Source organism: Streptomyces sp. MI02-7b (assembly GCF_033793585.1).
In the GTDB taxonomy this organism is placed as follows: domain Bacteria; phylum Actinomycetota; class Actinomycetes; order Streptomycetales; family Streptomycetaceae; genus Actinacidiphila.
Window position 1 is genome coordinate 326,312 of the sequence record NZ_JARAWX010000007.1, and the last position, 17,516, is coordinate 343,827.

Annotated in this window: 16 protein-coding genes; 9 read left to right on the forward strand and 7 right to left on the reverse strand. The window is 72.6% G+C overall.

Annotated features, from left to right (window positions below; all coding sequences use genetic code 11):
- Nucleotides 1-274 precede the first annotated feature (274 nt).
- Nucleotides 275-2,191, reverse strand: coding sequence for an N-acetylmuramoyl-L-alanine amidase (locus PV364_RS14595; protein WP_319660339.1), 1,917 nt, complete (start codon nt 2,189-2,191; stop codon nt 275-277).
- Between the two features lie 637 nt (nt 2,192-2,828).
- Between PV364_RS14595 and PV364_RS14600 the strand changes: the two genes are divergently transcribed.
- Complete coding sequence (locus PV364_RS14600; protein WP_319660340.1) at nt 2,829-3,569, forward strand: sulfite exporter TauE/SafE family protein; 741 nt, start codon at nt 2,829-2,831, stop codon at nt 3,567-3,569.
- A 142-nt stretch (nt 3,570-3,711) separates the two neighbouring features.
- Nucleotides 3,712-5,058: an NADP-specific glutamate dehydrogenase gene (gdhA, locus tag PV364_RS14605; protein WP_319660341.1), complete on the forward strand. Its 1,347-nt coding sequence runs from the start codon at nt 3,712-3,714 to the stop codon at nt 5,056-5,058.
- A gap of 64 nt (nt 5,059-5,122) precedes the next feature.
- On the opposite strand, the gene PV364_RS14610 is transcribed toward gdhA, so the two are convergent.
- The gene (locus PV364_RS14610) at nt 5,123-5,647 is read right to left on the reverse strand and encodes a TerD family protein (protein ID WP_319660342.1); all 525 of its coding nucleotides are present in this window, start codon (nt 5,645-5,647) and stop codon (nt 5,123-5,125) included.
- A gap of 185 nt (nt 5,648-5,832) precedes the next feature.
- Nucleotides 5,833-8,244 (reverse strand): SpoIIE family protein phosphatase, encoded by a 2,412-nt coding sequence (locus tag PV364_RS14615; protein ID WP_319660343.1) that lies wholly within the window; start codon nt 8,242-8,244, stop codon nt 5,833-5,835.
- Nucleotides 8,245-8,423: 179 nt separating this feature from the next.
- Here PV364_RS14615 and PV364_RS14620 point away from each other — a divergent pair, with 179 nt between their 5' ends.
- The 3 genes from PV364_RS14620 to PV364_RS14630 are packed head-to-tail and all read left to right on the forward strand — an operon-like array spanning nt 8,424 to nt 10,582.
- The gene (locus tag PV364_RS14620; protein ID WP_319660344.1) at nt 8,424-8,957 is read left to right on the forward strand and encodes a SigE family RNA polymerase sigma factor; all 534 of its coding nucleotides are present in this window, start codon (nt 8,424-8,426) and stop codon (nt 8,955-8,957) included.
- Nucleotides 8,935-9,750, forward strand: a complete 816-nt coding sequence (locus tag PV364_RS14625) for a hypothetical protein (protein ID WP_319660345.1) — start codon at nt 8,935-8,937, stop codon at nt 9,748-9,750. The genes PV364_RS14620 and PV364_RS14625 overlap by 23 nt, the downstream gene beginning before the upstream one ends.
- A gap of 46 nt (nt 9,751-9,796) precedes the next feature.
- Nucleotides 9,797-10,582, forward strand: a complete 786-nt coding sequence (locus PV364_RS14630) for a hypothetical protein (protein WP_319660346.1) — start codon at nt 9,797-9,799, stop codon at nt 10,580-10,582.
- On the opposite strand, the gene PV364_RS14635 is transcribed toward PV364_RS14630, so the two are convergent.
- Nucleotides 10,572-10,931 (reverse strand): hypothetical protein, encoded by a 360-nt coding sequence (locus PV364_RS14635; RefSeq protein ID WP_319660347.1) that lies wholly within the window; start codon nt 10,929-10,931, stop codon nt 10,572-10,574. The two genes, PV364_RS14630 and PV364_RS14635, sit on opposite strands and share 11 nt — an antisense overlap.
- A gap of 145 nt (nt 10,932-11,076) precedes the next feature.
- Between PV364_RS14635 and PV364_RS14640 the strand changes: the two genes are divergently transcribed.
- Together PV364_RS14640 and PV364_RS14645 are read left to right on the forward strand one after the other, a co-directional pair.
- Nucleotides 11,077-11,979, forward strand: coding sequence for a radical SAM protein (locus PV364_RS14640; protein WP_319660348.1), 903 nt, complete (start codon nt 11,077-11,079; stop codon nt 11,977-11,979).
- Nucleotides 11,976-12,398: a nucleotide triphosphate diphosphatase NUDT15 gene (locus PV364_RS14645; RefSeq protein WP_319660349.1), complete on the forward strand. Its 423-nt coding sequence runs from the start codon at nt 11,976-11,978 to the stop codon at nt 12,396-12,398. Before PV364_RS14640 ends, PV364_RS14645 begins: the two co-directional genes overlap by 4 nt.
- 32 nt (nt 12,399-12,430) lie before the next feature.
- Here PV364_RS14645 and PV364_RS14650 read toward each other — a convergent pair whose 3' ends face one another.
- The 3 genes from PV364_RS14650 to PV364_RS14660 are packed head-to-tail and all read right to left on the reverse strand — an operon-like array spanning nt 12,431 to nt 15,270.
- On the reverse strand, nt 12,431-14,182 hold the full coding sequence (locus PV364_RS14650; protein ID WP_319660350.1) for a hypothetical protein: 1,752 nt from the start codon (nt 14,180-14,182) through the stop codon (nt 12,431-12,433).
- A complete protein-coding gene (locus tag PV364_RS14655) occupies nt 14,179-14,973 on the reverse strand; it encodes a serine protease (protein WP_319660351.1) in 795 nt (264 codons plus the stop codon). Before PV364_RS14655 ends, PV364_RS14650 begins: the two co-directional genes overlap by 4 nt.
- A 3-nt stretch (nt 14,974-14,976) precedes the next feature.
- Nucleotides 14,977-15,270, reverse strand: a complete 294-nt coding sequence (locus PV364_RS14660) for a CU044_2847 family protein (RefSeq protein WP_319660352.1) — start codon at nt 15,268-15,270, stop codon at nt 14,977-14,979.
- 376 nt (nt 15,271-15,646) lie between these two features.
- Here PV364_RS14660 and rho point away from each other — a divergent pair, with 376 nt between their 5' ends.
- Both rho and PV364_RS14670 read left to right on the forward strand, forming a co-directional pair.
- Nucleotides 15,647-16,810 (forward strand): transcription termination factor Rho, encoded by a 1,164-nt coding sequence (rho, locus tag PV364_RS14665; RefSeq protein WP_319660353.1) that lies wholly within the window; start codon nt 15,647-15,649, stop codon nt 16,808-16,810.
- 20 nt (nt 16,811-16,830) lie between these two features.
- On the forward strand, nt 16,831-17,499 hold the full coding sequence (locus PV364_RS14670; RefSeq protein ID WP_415924553.1) for a histone deacetylase: 669 nt from the start codon (nt 16,831-16,833) through the stop codon (nt 17,497-17,499).
- The last annotated feature ends 17 nt before the right edge of the window (nt 17,500-17,516 follow it).

A 17,516-nucleotide genomic window follows, 5' to 3' on the forward strand; every position in this document is an offset into this window, starting at 1 on the left:
ACGTGGTCGATGCACGGGGGCGCCACGCGGTCGGGCGGCGAAGGTGTGAAGGTCTTGAACAGGTCCCCCGCGGCGCTCGACCCGTTGCCTCCGCTCCTCCGGGCCTTGCCGCTCATCCTCCGAACCCGCGAACCGTGGCCGTGTACGCGGGAGGCAGGCGTCAGGGCCCCTCGGCCGGCGGGCGGCGTGTGGCCGGCCGCGGTACCGAGGAGCCCTGCTGCAGCGGTGGTTCAGCGCTCGCGCGGGGGTGTCCCGGCGATCGTCGCGGCCCGGGTCAGGCCGTGGTGACGGTGACGTCGGCCGCGTTCACGTACACGTAGCGGTGGTTGAACTGCACCGTGTAGTACTGCTTGGCGCCGGTGACGACGCCCTGCCGGCTCGGGAAGAAGTCCTGGCCGTTGACCGGGGGCTGGTCCGCCACGTAGGCCTGGCCCACCGGGATGCCGTAGTTGGGCGCCGTGATCGGGTTCTGCGCGTCGGGGCCCCAGCCGGCCGGGACCTCGGACGGGTCGGGGAAGGCCGTGCCGTAGACCGGCGCGGTCGTGGTGCCGGCCGCGGTGAGGATCTTCACACCCGTGGTCGGGATGGTGTTCTTGCCCTCGGGGTTGGAGATCCAGCCCTTCTGGCCGTCGAACCAGATGGCCGTCCAGTCGCCCTGCTGGTCGGCGACGACGAACTGCTGGCCGGCCTGGACCGTGGTGCTCCAGTCGCTGACGTCGTCGGTGCCGCTCGTCGCGGTCGGGTGCACGTTCGCGTCCAGGACGAGCGGGGAGTCCTCGCTGGGGCCCTGGTGGACGAAGAGCGAGCTCGCCGGGACCGTCTTCGGGGTGCACACCGGGGTGCTGCCCGTGGGGTCGTCGGCCGGGCAGACGGTGAACGTCTGCAGGTTCTTGTTGAAGGTGGGCGCGATGGTCACCACGCTGCCGACCGGGCCGACGCCGCTCGTCCCGTCGTCGAACGGGGCGCCGATCTTCTTCATGAAGCGGGTCCAGTCCCACTCGTTGCCCTGGTCCCAGTGCATGCCGGCCAGGTCGGCGGTCTTGCCGCCGGGCACGTTGTCGTGGGCCAGGATGTGCTGGCGGTCCAGGGGGATGTCGTACCGGTCCGCCAGGTACTTCACCAGCTTGGCCGTCTGCTGGTAGGCGACGTCGGTGTACCACTGCGCGCCGAAGGCGGAGAAGCCCTCGTGCTCGATCTGGATCGCGTGCAGGTTGCTGTCGTAGTTGCCGTCACCGAAGGCGACGTCCTTGTCCGACACCATCTGGGTGACCGCGCCGTCGGAGGAGCGCATCACGTAGTGCGCGGCGGCGGCGTTCGGTCCCTGGAAGGTCCGGATGGCCGCGTCGTAGGAGCCCTCCGTGGTGTGCAGCACGATCTGTGTGATCTTGATGCCGTTGGCGGGCCGGTTGGAGACCTGGACACCCGTGGACGACGCCTGGACGAACTGGCAGTCCATCGACTTGGGGCACTCGGCCGGCGTGTTCGGATCGGTCTTGGCCAGCTTGAGCTCGGCCAGCTGCCCGGTGGCCGGGGTGGCGGACGGGTCGGCCTGCACGGTGACCTGCTGACCGTCCGACGTGGTCTGCCGGACGCCGGAGCGGATCGAGGCGAAGACGTCCGAGACGAAGGACTGCGCGGCCCTCTCGTTCGGCATCTGGCTGTACTTGGCGACCGCCCCGGCCCAGTCGGAGGCGTTGTCCGAGGTCTGGCCGGTCAACTGCTTCTGGTAGGAAGCCAGCAGGGCGGCGCCGCCGCGGAGGTTGTCCCGCCGGTTGTGGCGCAGGTCGTCGGCGGGGATGCCGGTGAGCTTCGCGGCGGTGAGCAGGGTGTGCAGCTCGGGGTGCTTGGTCGCGGAGGTGAGCTCCGAGTCGCCGGTGATGCCCGAGGGGCCCTTTCGCAGCATCTCCGGAGTGGCGTCGGTGAGGTTCATGAATCCCCACCCGGCGTTGTTGCTGTAACCGGAGTGGGACTGGAGCCCGGACTCCTGGCGGGCCACGCCGAGGAGCACGGAGACCGGCACGTGGTACTCGGCCGCGGCCGCTTCGAAGTCCGCCTGGGTGGCCGACTGGTGCGGGGCCGGGCCGGACTGGCCCGCCAGGGCGGTCGAGGGCAGGAGCGTGAAGGCACCCACGGCCAGAGCTCCGCCGGCGACGACGGCCGGAAGCAGGCGCTTCCTTGTTCGCTTGTGCAAGGCATTCCTTCCGATACTGCTTCTACTGCTGTGTGATGCGCAGCACGCACGGCGCGGGGACCGTCAGGTGTCCGATCGGTGATCCCGTGCCGCGTTCGGTCACGCCCGCATCGTCGGCGCCACCGGCCGGGCGGATTCCGCCCGGATATGGGTGCGCCGACGTGAACGGGGGAGGTGCGCACCGGAGTTCAGTTGTGCCCGCCGAACCCGACATCGTTGTCATGACGACCCGTCGAAGTCGATCGATCAGCGGCATGTCGAGCATTCAATCACACGCTTCGTTGGTGCCGGCATCGATTCCTCGATGTGGACGGCGAGGCGTCGGTCACCCTCTGCGGACCGGGTGCGGGCCCGGTAACTCACCGGGATTTCGCGCCTTTTGATGCCGGAATCCGGCGCTCCGCAAGCTACCGGCTGGTCACAACGTTTCACAACATCTTCAGATGGTGTCGCGCCCGGGTGAAGCGGAAGCGTCCTGCGGGTGGCCCCGGGGACGGGGCTCGGGCAGGAACCGGACAAGGCCCGGACAGGAACCGGACAAGGCCCGGACAGGAACCGGACGGGACCCCGCCCGGAGGGGCGAAGGGGCGGGCGGATAAGAAGGCCGGATGACCCGGATACCGACCCGGCGGCGCTGATGCCGTCCCTGGATACCGCCCAGTGGGCGGTGGCCCTGCTCGCGCTCTTCCTCGTCGGCTACTCCAAGACCGGGGTGTCCGGGGCGGGGACGGTGGGGGTGGCGCTGTTCGCCCTCGTGCTGCCGGCGAAGCTGTCGACCGGAGTGCTGCTGCCGCTGCTGCTGGTAGGCGACGTGGTGGCGGTGGCGTCGTACCGGCGGCATGCCGACTGGGGCCGGCTGGTCCGGCTGTTCCCGTGGGTGGTGGTGGGCGTCCTGCTGGGAGCGGCGGTGGTGCGCCGGGTGGACGACGCCCGGATGCGGGAGCTGATCGGGGCGCTGCTCCTGCTGATGCTCGCGGTGCACTGGTGGAGCCGGCGGCGTGGCCCGGACGACCGGTTGGTGCACCACCGGGCCGTCGCCGCGGGGGCCGGGGTGCTGGCCGGGTTCGCCACGATGACGGCGAACGCGGCGGGACCGATCATGGCGCTGTACTTCCTGGCCGTCGGGCTGCCGATGCTGGGGTTCCTCGGCACCAGCGCCTGGTTCTTCCTGCTGCTCAACGCCTTCAAGGTGCCGTTCAGCGTCGGGCTCGGCCTGATCACGCCCGCGACGCTGGCCTTCGGCGCGCTCACCGCCCCGGCCGTCCTCGCCGGTGCCGCGGCCGGCCGGGCGACGATCAGCCGTATCAGCCCGAAGGTCTTCGAGCGGGTCACGGTCGTGCTCACCCTGTTGGCGGCCGTCCGCCTGGTCACGCTCTGACACCCGGAGGGACAGCGCGCCGTGCGCGCTGTCCCTCCGCTGACACATGGCTTTCCTCGGTCCGTACTCGTTGTCACGGCAACGGCCGGTCGCGCGCCGCACGAGCGGGCGCGTCCGGGAGTCCAGACGAGAGAAGGCGCGCATGAACGTCAGTGCACACATCGAGGCCGTCTACGCGGAGGTCTGCCGGCGCAATGCCGGTGAGCCCGAGTTCCACCAGGCGGTGGGGGAGGTGCTGCACTCGCTGGCGCCGGCACTTCAGGCGCACCCGGAGTACCTGGAGGCGCGGATCGCGGAGCGGGTGTGCGAGCCGGAACGGCAGGTGATCTTCCGTGTGCCGTGGGTGGATGACCAGGGCCGGCCGCAGGTCAACCGGGGCTTCCGGGTGGAGTTCAGCAGCGCCCTCGGGCCGTACAAGGGGGGCCTGCGCTTCCACCCCAGTGTCAATCTGGGCATCGTGAAGTTCCTGGGCTTCGAGCAGATCTTCAAGAACGCGCTCACCGGCCTGGCGATCGGCGGCGGCAAGGGCGGCTCGGACTTCGACCCCAAGGGCCGCTCCGAGGGCGAGATCATGCGTTTCTGCCAGTCGTTCATGACCGAGCTCTACCGTCACCTCGGCGAGCACACCGACGTCCCCGCCGGGGACATCGGCGTCGGTGGCCGGGAGATCGGCTACCTCTTCGGCCAGTACAAGCGGATCACCAACCGTTTCGAGGCGGGCGTCCTCACGGGCAAGGGCATCGGCTGGGGCGGTTCCCACGCGCGCACCGAGGCCACCGGGTACGGCGCGGTGTTCTTCGCCAAGGAGATGCTGGCGACCCGCGGCCAGGGCTTCGAGGGCCGCAAGGTGGTCGTCTCGGGTTCGGGCAACGTCGCGGTGTACGCGATCGAGAAGGTGCGCGCCCTCGGCGGCACGGTGGTGGCCTGCTCGGACTCCTCGGGCTACGTCGTCGACGAGGACGGCATCGACCTGGAGTTGCTGAAGGAGGTCAAGGAGGTGCGCCGCGGCCGGCTCTCCTCCTACGCGGAGGCGAAGCCGAAGGCGCGCTGGTCGGAGCGCGGTTCGGTCTTCGAGGTGCCCTGCGACGTGGCCCTGCCGTGCGCGACGCAGAACGAACTGGCCGGGCAGGACGCCGGCGCGCTGGTCAAGAACGGGGTCGTGGCCGTCGCCGAGGGCGCGAACATGCCGTGCACGCCCGAGGCGATCGAGACCTTCCGCGAGGCCGGGGTGCTCTTCGGGCCGGGCAAGGCCGCCAACGCCGGCGGTGTGGCGACCTCCGCGCTGGAGATGCAGCAGAACGCCTCCCGTGACGTGTGGACCTTCGCGCAGACCGAGGCCCGGCTGGCCTCCGTCATGCAGTCCGTGCACGCCGAGTGCCGTGCCACCGCCGAGACGTACGGCGGCAGCGGGGACGACTACGTGCTGGGCGCCAACATCGAGGGGTTCCTGCGGGTGGCCGAGGCGATGACCGCGCAGGGCGTCGTCTGACGGTCTGTCCGAACACGAAGGCCCGCCGGCGCGGCGGGCCTTCGCGTGCGTGCGGGGCCGGGGTTCAGGGCGCGCCCATCTCCCGGGCGAACGAGCCGGGGTCGGTGTCGTAGCCGCGGACGGCCGGGTGGAAGTGCCACTCGCCCGAGCCGGCCCGGACGAACTCGCCGAGTGCCGCGGCGGTGGAGCCCGCGACCTCGGAGAAGTCGGACGCCGCGAGGTCGGCGTAGCCCTCGACGACCCGCACGCGGGTGCCCGCGACGTCGCCGAAGGTGATCCGGCCGTCGTGCTGCTGGATGGCTATGCCGACGACGACGCGGCCGAACGCCGGTGAGAGCCGGTCGAATTCGAGGGTCATGACCTCGTCGTCGCCCAGGCCCTTGCCGTTCTTGCTGTCGCGGTTGAGCGTGATCGTGCCGTCCGGCGAGCGGCTGTCGAAGTGCACGAGGTAGGCCGGATCGCCGTGCGGGGACTTGGCGAGGTAGGTGGCGGCGACGATGTCGAGGTCGTGGGCGGGGGTGCCGAGCGGGCTGGGGTCCCATTTGAGACGGACCTCGACCTTGCTGACGCCCTTGTTGAGGGTGCTCACTGCTGTTCCTCCGTCGGTGCGGGGTGAATCGGCGGGCGGGGACGCCGAGTTCGAGTCTCCGACGGAACACCCCCGGTTCACAAGATCACCTGGTCGGGGGGCCGGCCGCGCGAGCACGGCGGCCTGGTGAGGCCGCCGCAAAGGTAAGTGACGATACGTCAGGCAGGTGGTGAGGTCTCCGGGGATCAGGCCGACGCGAGGGACTGCTCGGCCCAGAGGGTCTTTCCGGCGGGAGTGTGGCGCGTGCCCCAGCGGTCGGTGAGCTGGGCGACCAGCAGCAGACCCCGGCCGCCCTCGTCGGACAGCCGGGCCCGCCGCATGTGCGGGGTGGTTCCGCTGCCGTCCGAGACCTCGCAGATCAGGGAGCGGTGATCGCGGATCAGCCGCAGCTGGATGGGCGGTCCGCCGTACCGGATGGCGTTGGTGACCAGCTCGCTCACCACCAGTTCGGTGGTGAACACCACGTCGTCCAGGCCCCACGAGGCCAGCCGCTCGCTCACCCGCCGCCGGGCCTCCGCCACGTGGGCGGGGTCGCCCGACAGGTCCCAGGAGGCGACGTGGTTCCCGTCCAGGGCCCGGGTACGGGCCACCAGGAGGGCGATGTCGTCGATCCGCCGTTCGCCGATCGCCTCGCCGCCGCGCATCGCCGCCAGGACCCGGTCGCACAGGTCCTCCAGGGAGCCGGCGGGGGCGGCGAGCGCCCGGCGCAGCTGCTCCAGGCGCTGGTCGACGTCGCGGCCGCGGGAAGTCAGCAGGCCGTTGGTGAACAGGGCGAGCACCCCGCCCTCGGGGACGGCGATCTCGGCCGCCTCGAACGGCAGGCTGCCGAGGCCCAGCGGCGGCCCGGCGGGCAGGTCGACCACGGTCACGGTGCCGTCCGGGAGCGCCAGCAGGGGGGCGGGGTGGCCGGCGCGGGCCAGGGAGCACACCCGGGAGACCGGGTCGTAGACCGCGTACAGGCAGGTGGCGCCCACGTCGCCGGGGATGTCGCCGATGGCCTCGCGGGCCTCGGTGTTCACCGGGCACTCCTCCGTCTCCCGCTCGGACGCGGCGTGGGTCACGATGTCGTCCAGGTGGGTGAGCAGCTCCTCCGGCGGCAGGTCGATGTCGGCGAGGGTCCGCACGGCCGTCCGCAGCCCGCTCATGGTCGCCGAGGCGCTGATGCCGTGCCCGACGACGTCGCCCACGACCAGGCCCACCCGCGCGCCGGGCAGCGGGATCACGTCGAACCAGTCGCCGCCCGCCTCGCCGCCGGCCGGCAGGTAGCGGGCGGCGGCCTCCACGGCGCTCAGCCGGGGCGGGCCCTGCGGGAGCAGGCTGTGCTGCAGGGCGAGGGCGATGCTGTGCTCGCGGGCGTAGCGCCGGGCGTTGTCCACGTAGACCGCGGCCCGGGTGACCAGGTCGTCGGTGATCGTCAGATGGCTCGTGCGGAACCGTTCCGGGCTGCCGCCGTGGCGGACCAGGGTGACCGCGCCGAGCGTCGCGCCACGGGCCCGCACCGGCGCCGCGATGAGCGAGTGCGCCCCGTACTTGCGGACCAGTGCGGCGCGCGGCGGGTCCTGCTCCAGCCACTCGGTGATCGCGGGGTCGGCGAAGGAGCGCATCACGGGCCGGCCGGTGACCATGCACTCGGTGATGGGTGAGGTGACGGGGTGCAGGTGCATGCCGCCGGGCGAGAGCACCGTCTCGGGGACGGACCGGTGCGCCGCCCGGCGCAGCGCGACCGGACCCGACAGCACGGCCGGGGGCTGCTCGCCCCGGAACACCTCGTCCAGCAGGTCGACGCTGACGAAGTCGGCGAGCCGGGGCACGATGACCTCCGCCAGTTCCCGTGCCGTGCCCTCCACCTCCAGGCTCGCCCCGATCCGGGTCCTGGCCTCGGCGAGCAGCGCCAGCAGTTCCCGGGACTCGGTCTCCTGGGTGTGGTCGAAGGCGACCAGGCCCACGGCGCGCACCCGTCCGCCGGCGTCCTTCAGCGGGTAGATGTCCACGCCCCACACGTGCGCCCTGGTCTCGCCGGGCACCCGCGACGCGTAGTGCTCCATGTAGTCGGCCACGCCGGTCGCGGCGACCTTCCGGATGCGCTGCTCGTTCTCCTCGTAGGCCGGACCGTGCAGGAACTCGGTCAGCCGCAGCCCGCGCAGTTCCGCCTCGGAGCGGCCGGTGGCCCGTTCCAGGCCCGGGTTGACGCGCAGCACCCGGGCGTCGTCGTCGAAGACCACCAGGGCGTCGGGGTTCTGCTCGAACATCCACCGCATGAGGGTGGCGTCCGCGTACGGGCCGAGGTCAGGGGGCGCCTGCTCCGGCTCGTCCGCGGGCAGGGCCAGGAACAGGAAGCCCGCCCAGCGCTCGCCGTCCAGCAGCGGCACGACCCGGGCCCGGCCGTCCGCCGGCAGCGGCAGACCCCCGCCGACGAGCTCGTCCAGCGGCGCGCCGACCGCCTCCCGTGGTGTGTACCCGAACAGGCGCTGGGCTCCTGCGCTCCAGGACGTCACGCGGCCGTCGACGTCCGTCACGGCGATGGCGGCCGACTGGTCGAGGCGCGAGCCCGCCGGTCCCGGGGGCAGCGGACCCGCCGGCGTACCGGGTCTGTCCATGGCGTATACCTGACCCTCTGCCGCATGAACGGGCACTGTCCACCATTGCCCGCGCGCGGTGCGATGGCAAGGCGAACGGAACGATCTTCGTCCCTGAGGCAACCGAACAGGTGCCCCACCCGGTTGGGCGGGTGTGAGGCCGGAATCAGGGACAGGAATGCGATGGCGAGGACAGCACGGTGAGGGACGCGGGGCCGGACTTCGAGGAGTTCGTCACCGCGCGCGGGCCGAGGCTGCTCCGGGTCGCCTGGCTGCTGACGGGGGACGCCCACCTCGCGGAGGACCTGCTGCAGACGGTGCTGGCGAAGGTCTGGCCCAAATGGCGCGGGATAGCCGGCGAGAACCCCGAGGCGTATGTGCGCAAGGCGCTGGTCAACACGCATTCGTCGTGGTGGCAGCGGCGCTGGCGGGGCGAGGTGCCGCACGGCGAGGTGCCGGCCGGTGCGTCGGCGGGCGACCCCTTCGCCTCCGTCGACCTGGAGCAGTCGCTGGCGGCCGTGGTACGGCGGCTGCCGCCGCGGCAGCGGGCCGTGGTGGTGCTGCGCTACTTCGAGGACCTGAGCGTGGAGGAGACCGCCGCGGTGCTGGGCTGCCGGCCCGGCACCGTCAAGAGCCAGGCGGCCAAGGCGCTGAGCATGCTGCGCACGGAAATCGCGGCGGTGCCCGGCCTGACGGAAGGGGGTGAGCGGCATGCGCAACGGGACTTCGCGTGATCGCGAGCAGGAACCGGGCGCCGAGGACGAGTGGGAGCTGAGCGTGCTCCTGGAGCGGACCGTGCCGCAGCCCCTCGCCCCCACCGACCGGATGGCCCAGGTCAGGCGCCGGGTGCAGCGGCGCAGGCGGCGCCGGATGGCGGCGCTGTCCACGGCCGCGGTGGCGGCCGTCGGCGTGGGGGCGCTCACGGTGACCGGCCTGACCTGGGGCGCCGCCGACCCGCACCGGCGGACGGTCGCGACGCCCGCCGCCGCGGGGACCGCCACGTCCGCGGCCACGCCGCCGCCCACGTCCACGTCCATGCCGTCGGCCGGCACGGACGGGGACGCGTACACGACCGTCCACCTCAAGGACCTGTACGGGCTGACGCTCCGGCTGCCGCGCGGCTGGAAGGGCTTCACCACCCTCGACCAGGACGCGATGATGATCGGCTTCGTGTCGCAGCAGCCCATGCACCAGCAGGCCTCCTGCGGGACCACCCCCGACCTGGGGTACTCGGCCTGCCCGCCGGTCGGAACATTGGGCAGGGGCGCGGCGCTGATCTACATCCACAAGACGATGTACACGAAGACGGACGGCAAGGCCGGGTTCGACGTCGTGGAACCGGGTGCGCCCGGCAAGGGCTGCCAGGTCCTCCACGGCGACGCCGAGATGCAGGCGTGGGGCGGAATCCCCACGACGAAGGACCGGCCCCTGCTGCTCAACGTCGACGTCTGCCTGCGAGAGCCGTCCCAGGACACCGTCGCGGCGATCCGCAAGGCCCTCGAGACGGCGCGGTTCCCCCAGGGCTGATCGCCCTTCCCCCCCACCACTTCGTTCACCCCGAAAGGCCTGGCCAATGCCCAACCGCGTGCCGCGCGGCGGTGCCCGCTCCGCGATATCCCTGCTCGCCGCTGTCGCGGCCGTCGCCGCCGGAGCGGGACTGCTCGCCGGCTGCGGGACGCCGACCGCCGCGGTCTCGCCGGCGGCGCTGCCCGTGGCGGCCTCCGCCTCGCCGGCCGTGCCATCCGCCACGCCGACGCCGACGCCGGTCGACACCACTGTGCCGGGCCTGGGCCCGCGCACCCTGAAGGCCGTCCCGGCCGGCGCCCGCCAGGTCGTCGTGGTCACCGGCGCGGGCAGGAACTCCTCCGTCTCCCACGTCGTGGTCCACGAACGCCGGGCCGACGGCAGCTGGAGCGACGGCCCGACCTGGTCCGCCCACAACGCCCGCGACGGCTGGACCACCGACCACCACGTCGGCGACCTGCGCTCCCCCGCGGGCGTCTACGGACTCACCGACGCGGGCGGCCTGCTCCCCGATCCGGGCAGCAAGCTCCCCTACGACCACTCGACGGGGTTCTTCATCTCCGGCAAGGGCTTCAGGGGCGAGTCGCTGGCCGGCTCGTTCGACTACGTGGTCGCCATCAACTACAACCGGCAGCCCGGCACCACACCCCGCGACTGGACCCGCCCCCTGGGCGCCTCCCGCGGCGGCGGCATCTGGTTCCACGTCGACCACGGCGGCCCGACCCAGGCCTGCGTGAGCCTGCCCCGTCCCGACATGCGCGAGCTGCTGCGCACCCTGGACCCGGCCCTGCACCCCGTCGTCGTCATGGGCGACACCGACTGGCTCAGCCGCTGAGCCGCGCCGCGTGCCCGGCCTCGTCCTCCCGGACGGCGCTCGGGCCGGACGCCCGCACCTCCCACCGCGTGTCCGGGGCCGGCTCCCGGCCCAGCGTGCCCGCCGCCAGCGCTGCCTCGATCCGGGCCCGCACCTCCGCCTCGTCCGCCGGCTCCGCCGCGAACAGCACGCGCAGCCGCACGCCCTCGTCCTCCCCGGGCGACACCGCCGTGTGATGCGCCGCGAGCGGGCACGGCCCCTCGTGCTCCCAGCCACCGCACAACGCCACGGTGATCGCGCCCCCGGGCGCCCTCTCGTCCCCACCGGGCCCCAGAACCACGACCGCTTCATGGGCGAATGCCTCGCGCATGGGCCCAGTATGGGCCGGGGGCGGGTGCATGTAACACCCTTGTCAATGCCGCGCCGCGACTCCCCGCTGCGGTTACAGTGGCCGCGAAATCACTGCCCGGCGAGCGGAGCGGCCGGGTCTGCCGAGGGCAGGAGAGCGCCGAGCCATGCCAGCATCCCCCCTGAGGCTTCCGGCGTACGTGGACTTCCGCCCGCTCGGCAGGTGCAATCTGAGCTGCCCCTTCTGTTTCGGGCCGCGCCATGAGGTGCCGACGATGTCCCGGCAGGACGCCTTCCGCGTCGCGGACGTGCTCAGGGAAGCGGGCGTGCGGGGCATCGTGGTGTCGGGGGGCGAGCCGACGCTGCTGCCCTATCTGGCGGAACTCCTGGCCGAGCTGGGCCGCGCGGACCATCCCTCGGGCACGGACGCTCCCCGCGTGGTGCTCTCGACGAACGGTCTGGCGCGACTGCCCGTCATGCGCCGTGTCCTGCCGCACCTGTCGTGGATCGCCCTGCCGCTGGAGTCCGCCGACGCCCGCGAGCACGCCGCGCTGCGCACCGGCGTCGCCCCGCACCGGGAGCGGGTGCTGGCGCTGCTGAAAGAGGTGCGCCGGAGTTACGACGTGAAGGTGAAGCTGGGCACGGTCATCACCCGGCGCAATCTGGGCGGTGCGCCGGACGTGCTGCGGCTGATCGAGGACGACGACTGCCTGCCGGACGTGTGGAAGATCTACCAGATGTCCGAGACCAACTACGGCGCCGACAACAGCGACTGGCTGTCGGTCTCCGAGTGGGACTTCGAGGAGGCGCTGTCGCGGTGCGAGAAGGCCGCGGCGGACCGCGGGGTGACGCTGGAGGTGTACCGCAACAAGACCCGCAGCGGCAGCTACCTCTTCGTCGATCCCGACTGCCGGGTTGTGGTGATCAAGGACGGGGCGGAGCACCGGATCGGGCACCTCTTCGAGGAGAGGGAGGCCGTCGCACGGGGTATCGGTGAGATGGTGGAGTCCGACAGCAACGCGGACAACTTCACCCGGACCTACCCGGACCTGCCCGGAGGCGTGACGTGAGCGGAATCGCGGAACCGACGGTGCGTGTGGGCGTGCAGACGATCCTGCGGCGCGAGGGCGCGATCCTGCTCGGGCTGCGCGTGAACACCTTCGGGCACGGCACGTGGGGGCTGCCCGGCGGCCACGTGGAGCTCGGCGAGACGCTCCTCGAGGCTGCCGCACGGGAGTTGAAGGAGGAGACGGGCGTCGCCGCGCTGGAGATGCGCGTCGCGCACGTCACCGACCCGGACCCGGTGGCCAACCACCACATGCAGATCGGCGTGGAGGTCCTGTCCTTCAGCGGCGAGCCCGTGGTGCGTGAGGCGCACCGCTGCGGCCGCTGGGAATTCTGGCCGCTGGACGCGTTGCCCGAGGCCCTGTTCGTGGGGTCGGCCGGTGTGCTGCGCGCCGCCCGGCGGGGTCTGTTCCACGTGCCGTAGCCCGTTCGCGGCGGACCTGCGCCCGCCGCCGCTCAGTCCGCTTCGCCCGCGGGCGGGGCGACGGGCTTGGCGGCGGTGTCGTCGGTGAGGGTGCTCAGGAGCATGCGCAGCCGCTGCTTGTGCTGGAACTCGTGTGCGCGGAACTGCTCCAGGGTGCTGGCCAGTTCCCATTGCGTCTCGAAGGTGTCCACGCTGAGCGCGTAGTAGCGGCTGACCTTGCCGAACTCGATCTCGAAAGCCCCCATGCCGCGTTGGGTGCGGTCCTCGGGATTGGCCGTCATGTAGGGCTCGAAGAAGCCGGCGTCGGAGGTGAGCAGGGTGGTGCCCGAGATGTCCATGGGGGTGAGCCGCAGTTCGATCCGGTCCCCGTAGACGGTGCGCAGCCGCTCGTACTCCTTGATGACCTTCCGGAACGTGCGCTTGTAGTAGTCGCTCGCCTCGATCAGCTCGATGACGTTCTCCGCGGTCGGCTTCTCCCAGGCCGCCTCGCGCTTGATGAAGACACCCAGGTTGTTCCAGGGGCTGCTGACGATGACGTGGAAGTGGACCCGGTTCTCCAGGGCCTGGACGATCACCGGCATGAAGCGCTGCGGCGAGTCGAGGAAGTACGAGGCGCCCGCGTGGGCGATCAGCCGGACGAGGTGCTTCTCCCTGGCGATCGCGCGCGACTTGGCGTGGTTGCGCTGCGTGTTGTTCCGCGGTGTGTACGTGGCGTCGATACGCTCCACCAGTTCGACGACCTGGGTGGAGTCCCCCCGCATCCGGGCCAGGTTGGACAGCGCGGCCTGCGTCTGGGGGTGGTCGCGGCCCAGCGTGGCCGAGGTCTGCTGGGCGACGGTCTCGAGTATCGACTCGGCGCGGGCGCGCCGTTCCTCGGAGGGGGCGGACAGGCCGGCGGCCTCGAACTCCGCGGCGGCCAGGTTGGCCAGGGCGGTGAGGGTCTGCGGGTGGTCCGCGCCCAGACCGGCCGAGATCCGCTGGGTCACGGTCTCCAGTACGTCCACCGCCCGCTCGGCGCGGTCGGTGTCCCGGGCGGCGCAGGCGGCGTCGAATTCGGCGCGGGCCAGGGTGGCCGCCGCCTCCAGGGAGCGCCGGTGGTCGGGGCCCGCGACGTCGAGCAGGACGCGGGTCCACCGCTCCAGTTCCTTCACGGCCGTCTCCAGCCGCTCCCCGCGGTCCGGCCCCCGGACCGCCCGGGCGGCACCGACCATGACCGAGGCGATGAGGAGACGGGTGTCCACCTGCGCGGCCTCGTCGGCCGGGCCCTGACGGTCGGCGGCCTCGCGCGCCTCGCCGGCCCAGCGGGCGGCCTGCCGCACGTCCCCCGTGCGCATGCTCACCACCGCCAGGTTCGTCAGCGCCTTGACCTCCTGCGGTCCGGCCGGCGCGCAGGTGCGGGCGGTGTCCAGCGCGGCGCCGAGGCTGTCCCGCGCGTCGTCGAGCCGTCCGTAGGCGGCCTGCAGGACGGCCAGGGCGTTCCAGTCGTCGGGGCGCACGGTCTCGCCCTGCTCCTCCGCGTCCGTCAACCGGTCGCGGGCCAGGTCGATCAGCGAGACGGCCGGGTCGTGCAGGGAGATCCGCCGGAGCAGAGCCGACAGCCGGATCAGCCGGGACGCGAAGCCGGCGGTGGATCCGTCGCCGTCGCCCTCCCCGTCCGCGCAGTCCTCGCTGTGCAGTTGGGTGACGTAGCCGAGCAGGGCGGTCTCGTGGTCCTGGCGGTGCGCCCCGTCGTCCTCTGCCGCGCGCACGGCTACGGCCAGGGCCTCGTCGAGGTTCTCGATCACGGGAAGGCCTTGGTCGCGGGGAACGGCCCCATGGCCGTCACGTACTGGAGGTCCATGAGGTCGGGCGCCGCGGCCGGATCGTCGAGCTCGCTCCAGCGGGTCCGCTCCTCGATGGAGAAGGGCCCCTCGGCGGACCGGTCGCCGTCGGGGCGCAGCAGGTCCAGCAGGCGGACCAGTTGGAGTTCCGGGAAGCGCTTCATGGCCTCGGCGATCGTCGTCGCGTACAGAACGTTGGTGCTGTGCTCGGGCGGCCGCGGTTCGAGGAGCTGCTGGATGCGCTCCATCATCTGGACGGTGAGGATGCCGAGCACGGCGCGCGTCGGCGTGGGCCGGGTGACCGGCCCCCCGGAGTAGCCGGAGAAGTCGCCGAGCAACTGGTTGCAGCGGAGCTGGAGGACTCTGATCTCGGTGCTCGCGGCGGAGTCGAACGGACGCGACGGGTGGTCCACCACGCCGTTCAGGTACGGGTCGTTCTTCTCCGGCCGGTACGTACCCTCCCAATGGTCTCCCATCGCGGCTTTGTCGAAACACACCGCAGGCAGCGGTGGTGTCCCGGGAAGCCGCATCTCCAGCAGGGCGAGATCGGCGTCGGGCAGGCGCCGGTGCACCACGCCCGGCACTTCGCCGCCGTGCGCCGGCAGCAGGGTCAGACCGGGGACCTCACCGCCGTCCCCCTGCATGCCGTTGAGGCAGTGGGAGGCGGTGAGGACGAGTCGCCGGGTCAGCCGCACCCCGCCGCCGAGGCGCTTGCCCCGCTGGGAGATCGCCACCCAGTCCTCCTCGGGGTCCACTGGCTACTCCGTGCGTTCGACGGTCAGCTTGACCTCGAAGGACGCGGCCGCCGAGGCCTTGGAGACGATGATGCTGGTGTCGGCGGCCAGAGTGATGCCGAAGGTGACCTCCAGCGTGGAGACCTGCCATCCCGCGCGGGGCCGCATGCTCTCCAGGGAGTCCTGGACGATCTCGGACGCGGCGCTGATCGCCGCGCGGACCTGGGGCGTGTGCTCCGCGAGCGGCACGGTGGGACGGGTCCGGCCGCTGATCTGGCGGGTGCCGGAATGATCTATTTCCACGGTTTCGACGCGCACTGCTGACACATCCGCCACGGCTCCCCCTATGAACGCACGGCCGGCCGCATCGTCCGGCAGCCGAACGCGCGGACCATCAATTCTATCCGGGTAAGGATGAGTTGCGTGAGCCTGCGGCGAGGGAAGGGCCGGGGCGGATCGCTCCTCCCGCGATCCGGGCCGGGGTGCTACTCTCCGAATGGCACGGCTGTGCGCCCCCTGGTGGCGCCGGTGCTTCTCCCGCAGGACCGCGACACCGCGTGACCGCCTGTCGACGGCGTCCGCCTCCGCGTTCCCGCTCTCGCTTTCCCCGGGCCGACCGGCCCTTTCTGCTTCCGCGCCCGTCGCGGCGGTCCGTGCCGCCGTGTGCGCGATCCCTTCCACGTGAGGAATCCACATGACCACATCCATCACCACACCATCTCCCCAGGCCGCCGCGGCGGCGCCGTCCGACGGCGAGCGGCAGACGCCCGTCGCCGGGGTCCTCGACGTCGACGGCGGGCGGGGGTTCCTGCGCGTCGGCGGCTACGTGCCGGGGCCGCACGACGTGACCGTGCCGCCGGAGCGGATCAGGCGGTACGGGCTGCGCAAGGGCGACGCCGTCGAGGGCGCCGCCGCCGGGAGCGGGCGGGGACGGGCGCTCGCACGGGTCGACCGGGTCGGCGGACTGCCGGCCGAGGCGGCGCGCGGGCGCCGGCACTTCGCGGACCTGACGCCGCTGCACCCCTCGGAGCGGCTGCGGCTGGAGTCGCCCAAGGGCGGCCTGGCGACGCGGGTCCTGGACCTGCTGGCGCCCGTCGGCAAGGGGCAGCGCGGGCTGATCGTGGCGCCGCCGAAGACGGGGAAGACCATGCTGCTGCGCGCCGTCGCGGACGCGGTCGCCGACAACCACCCGGAGTGCCACCTGATGGTGGTGCTGCTGGACGAGCGGCCCGAGGAGGTCACCGAGATGCGGCGGTCGGTGCGGGGCGAGGTGATCGCCTCCACCTTCGACCGCACGCCCCGGCAGCACATCGCGGTGGCGGAGCTCGCGGTCGAGCGGGCCAGGCGGCTGGTCGAGGCGGGCCGGGACGTCGTGGTCCTGCTCGACTCGGTGACCCGGCTGTGCCGGGCGCACAACAACGCGGCGTCGTCGGGCGGCCGGACCCTGAGCGGCGGCGTGGACGCCGCCGCTCTGACCGGACCCAAGCGGCTGTTCGGGGCGGCGCGGGCGGCGGAGGAAGGCGGTTCGCTGACGATCCTGGCGACGGCGCTGGTCGAGACCGGGTCGCGGGCGGACGACTACTTCTTCGAGGAGCTCAAGGGCACCGGCAACATGGAACTGCGCCTGGACCGGGCCCTGGCCGACCGGCGGGTCTTCCCGGCGGTCGATGTGCACCCCTCCGGGACGCGCCGCGAGGAACTGCTCCTCTCACCGGCCGAGTTGGCCGCCTCCCACGGACTGCGGCGCGCGCTGCGCGGCGGTACCGGCTCGTTCGAGACGCTCCTCGCGCGGCTGCGGGAGACCCCGGACAACGCCGCGTTCCTGCGGCAGATCCGCGGCACGGTGCCGGCGGCCTGACGGCGGCGCATCATGGTGCCGTGACCGAACCCCGACGTGTGGACGCGCGGCGCGCCGCCGGGACGCGGACGGAGCCGCCGGGCCTCGTCTGGTACGCCTCGTACGGCTCCAACACCCACATGACCCGCCTGAACAGCTATCTGGCCGGCGGCTTCCCGCCCGGAGGCGGCCGGGACTACCCGGGCTGCCGGGACGCGCGGCCGCCGTTGCGGTCGCTGCCGCTGGAGCTGCCGGGGCGGATGTACTTCGCGACGCGGTCGCCCGTGTGGTCGGGCGGCCGGGCCTTCTACGACGACGGTGTGCCGGACGGCGTGGTCCTGGCGCGGGCCCATCTGGTGACGGCCGGTCAGTTCGCGGACATCGCGGCGCAGGAGATGTACCGCGCGCCGGGGCGGGACCTGGACCTGGCACCGGTGCTGGAGGCCGGCCGGGCGCGCCTGGGCGACGGACGGTACGAGACGCTGCTGTACCCGGGAGAGGTGGACGGGCATCCGGTGCTCACCTTCACCGCGCCCTGGTCGCGGAGGGACGTCGCGCCCGTCCGGCCGTCGGGTCCCTATCTGCGGCACATCGCCGAGGGGCTCTTCGAGTCCGGGGCGTGGGACCTGCCCGGGATCACGGTCTACCTCGCGGCCTGCACGGGTGGCGCGTGGGCGGCCGGGGAGATCGAGGCGCTGCTGCGACGGTGACGCGGGGCGGGGCAGGG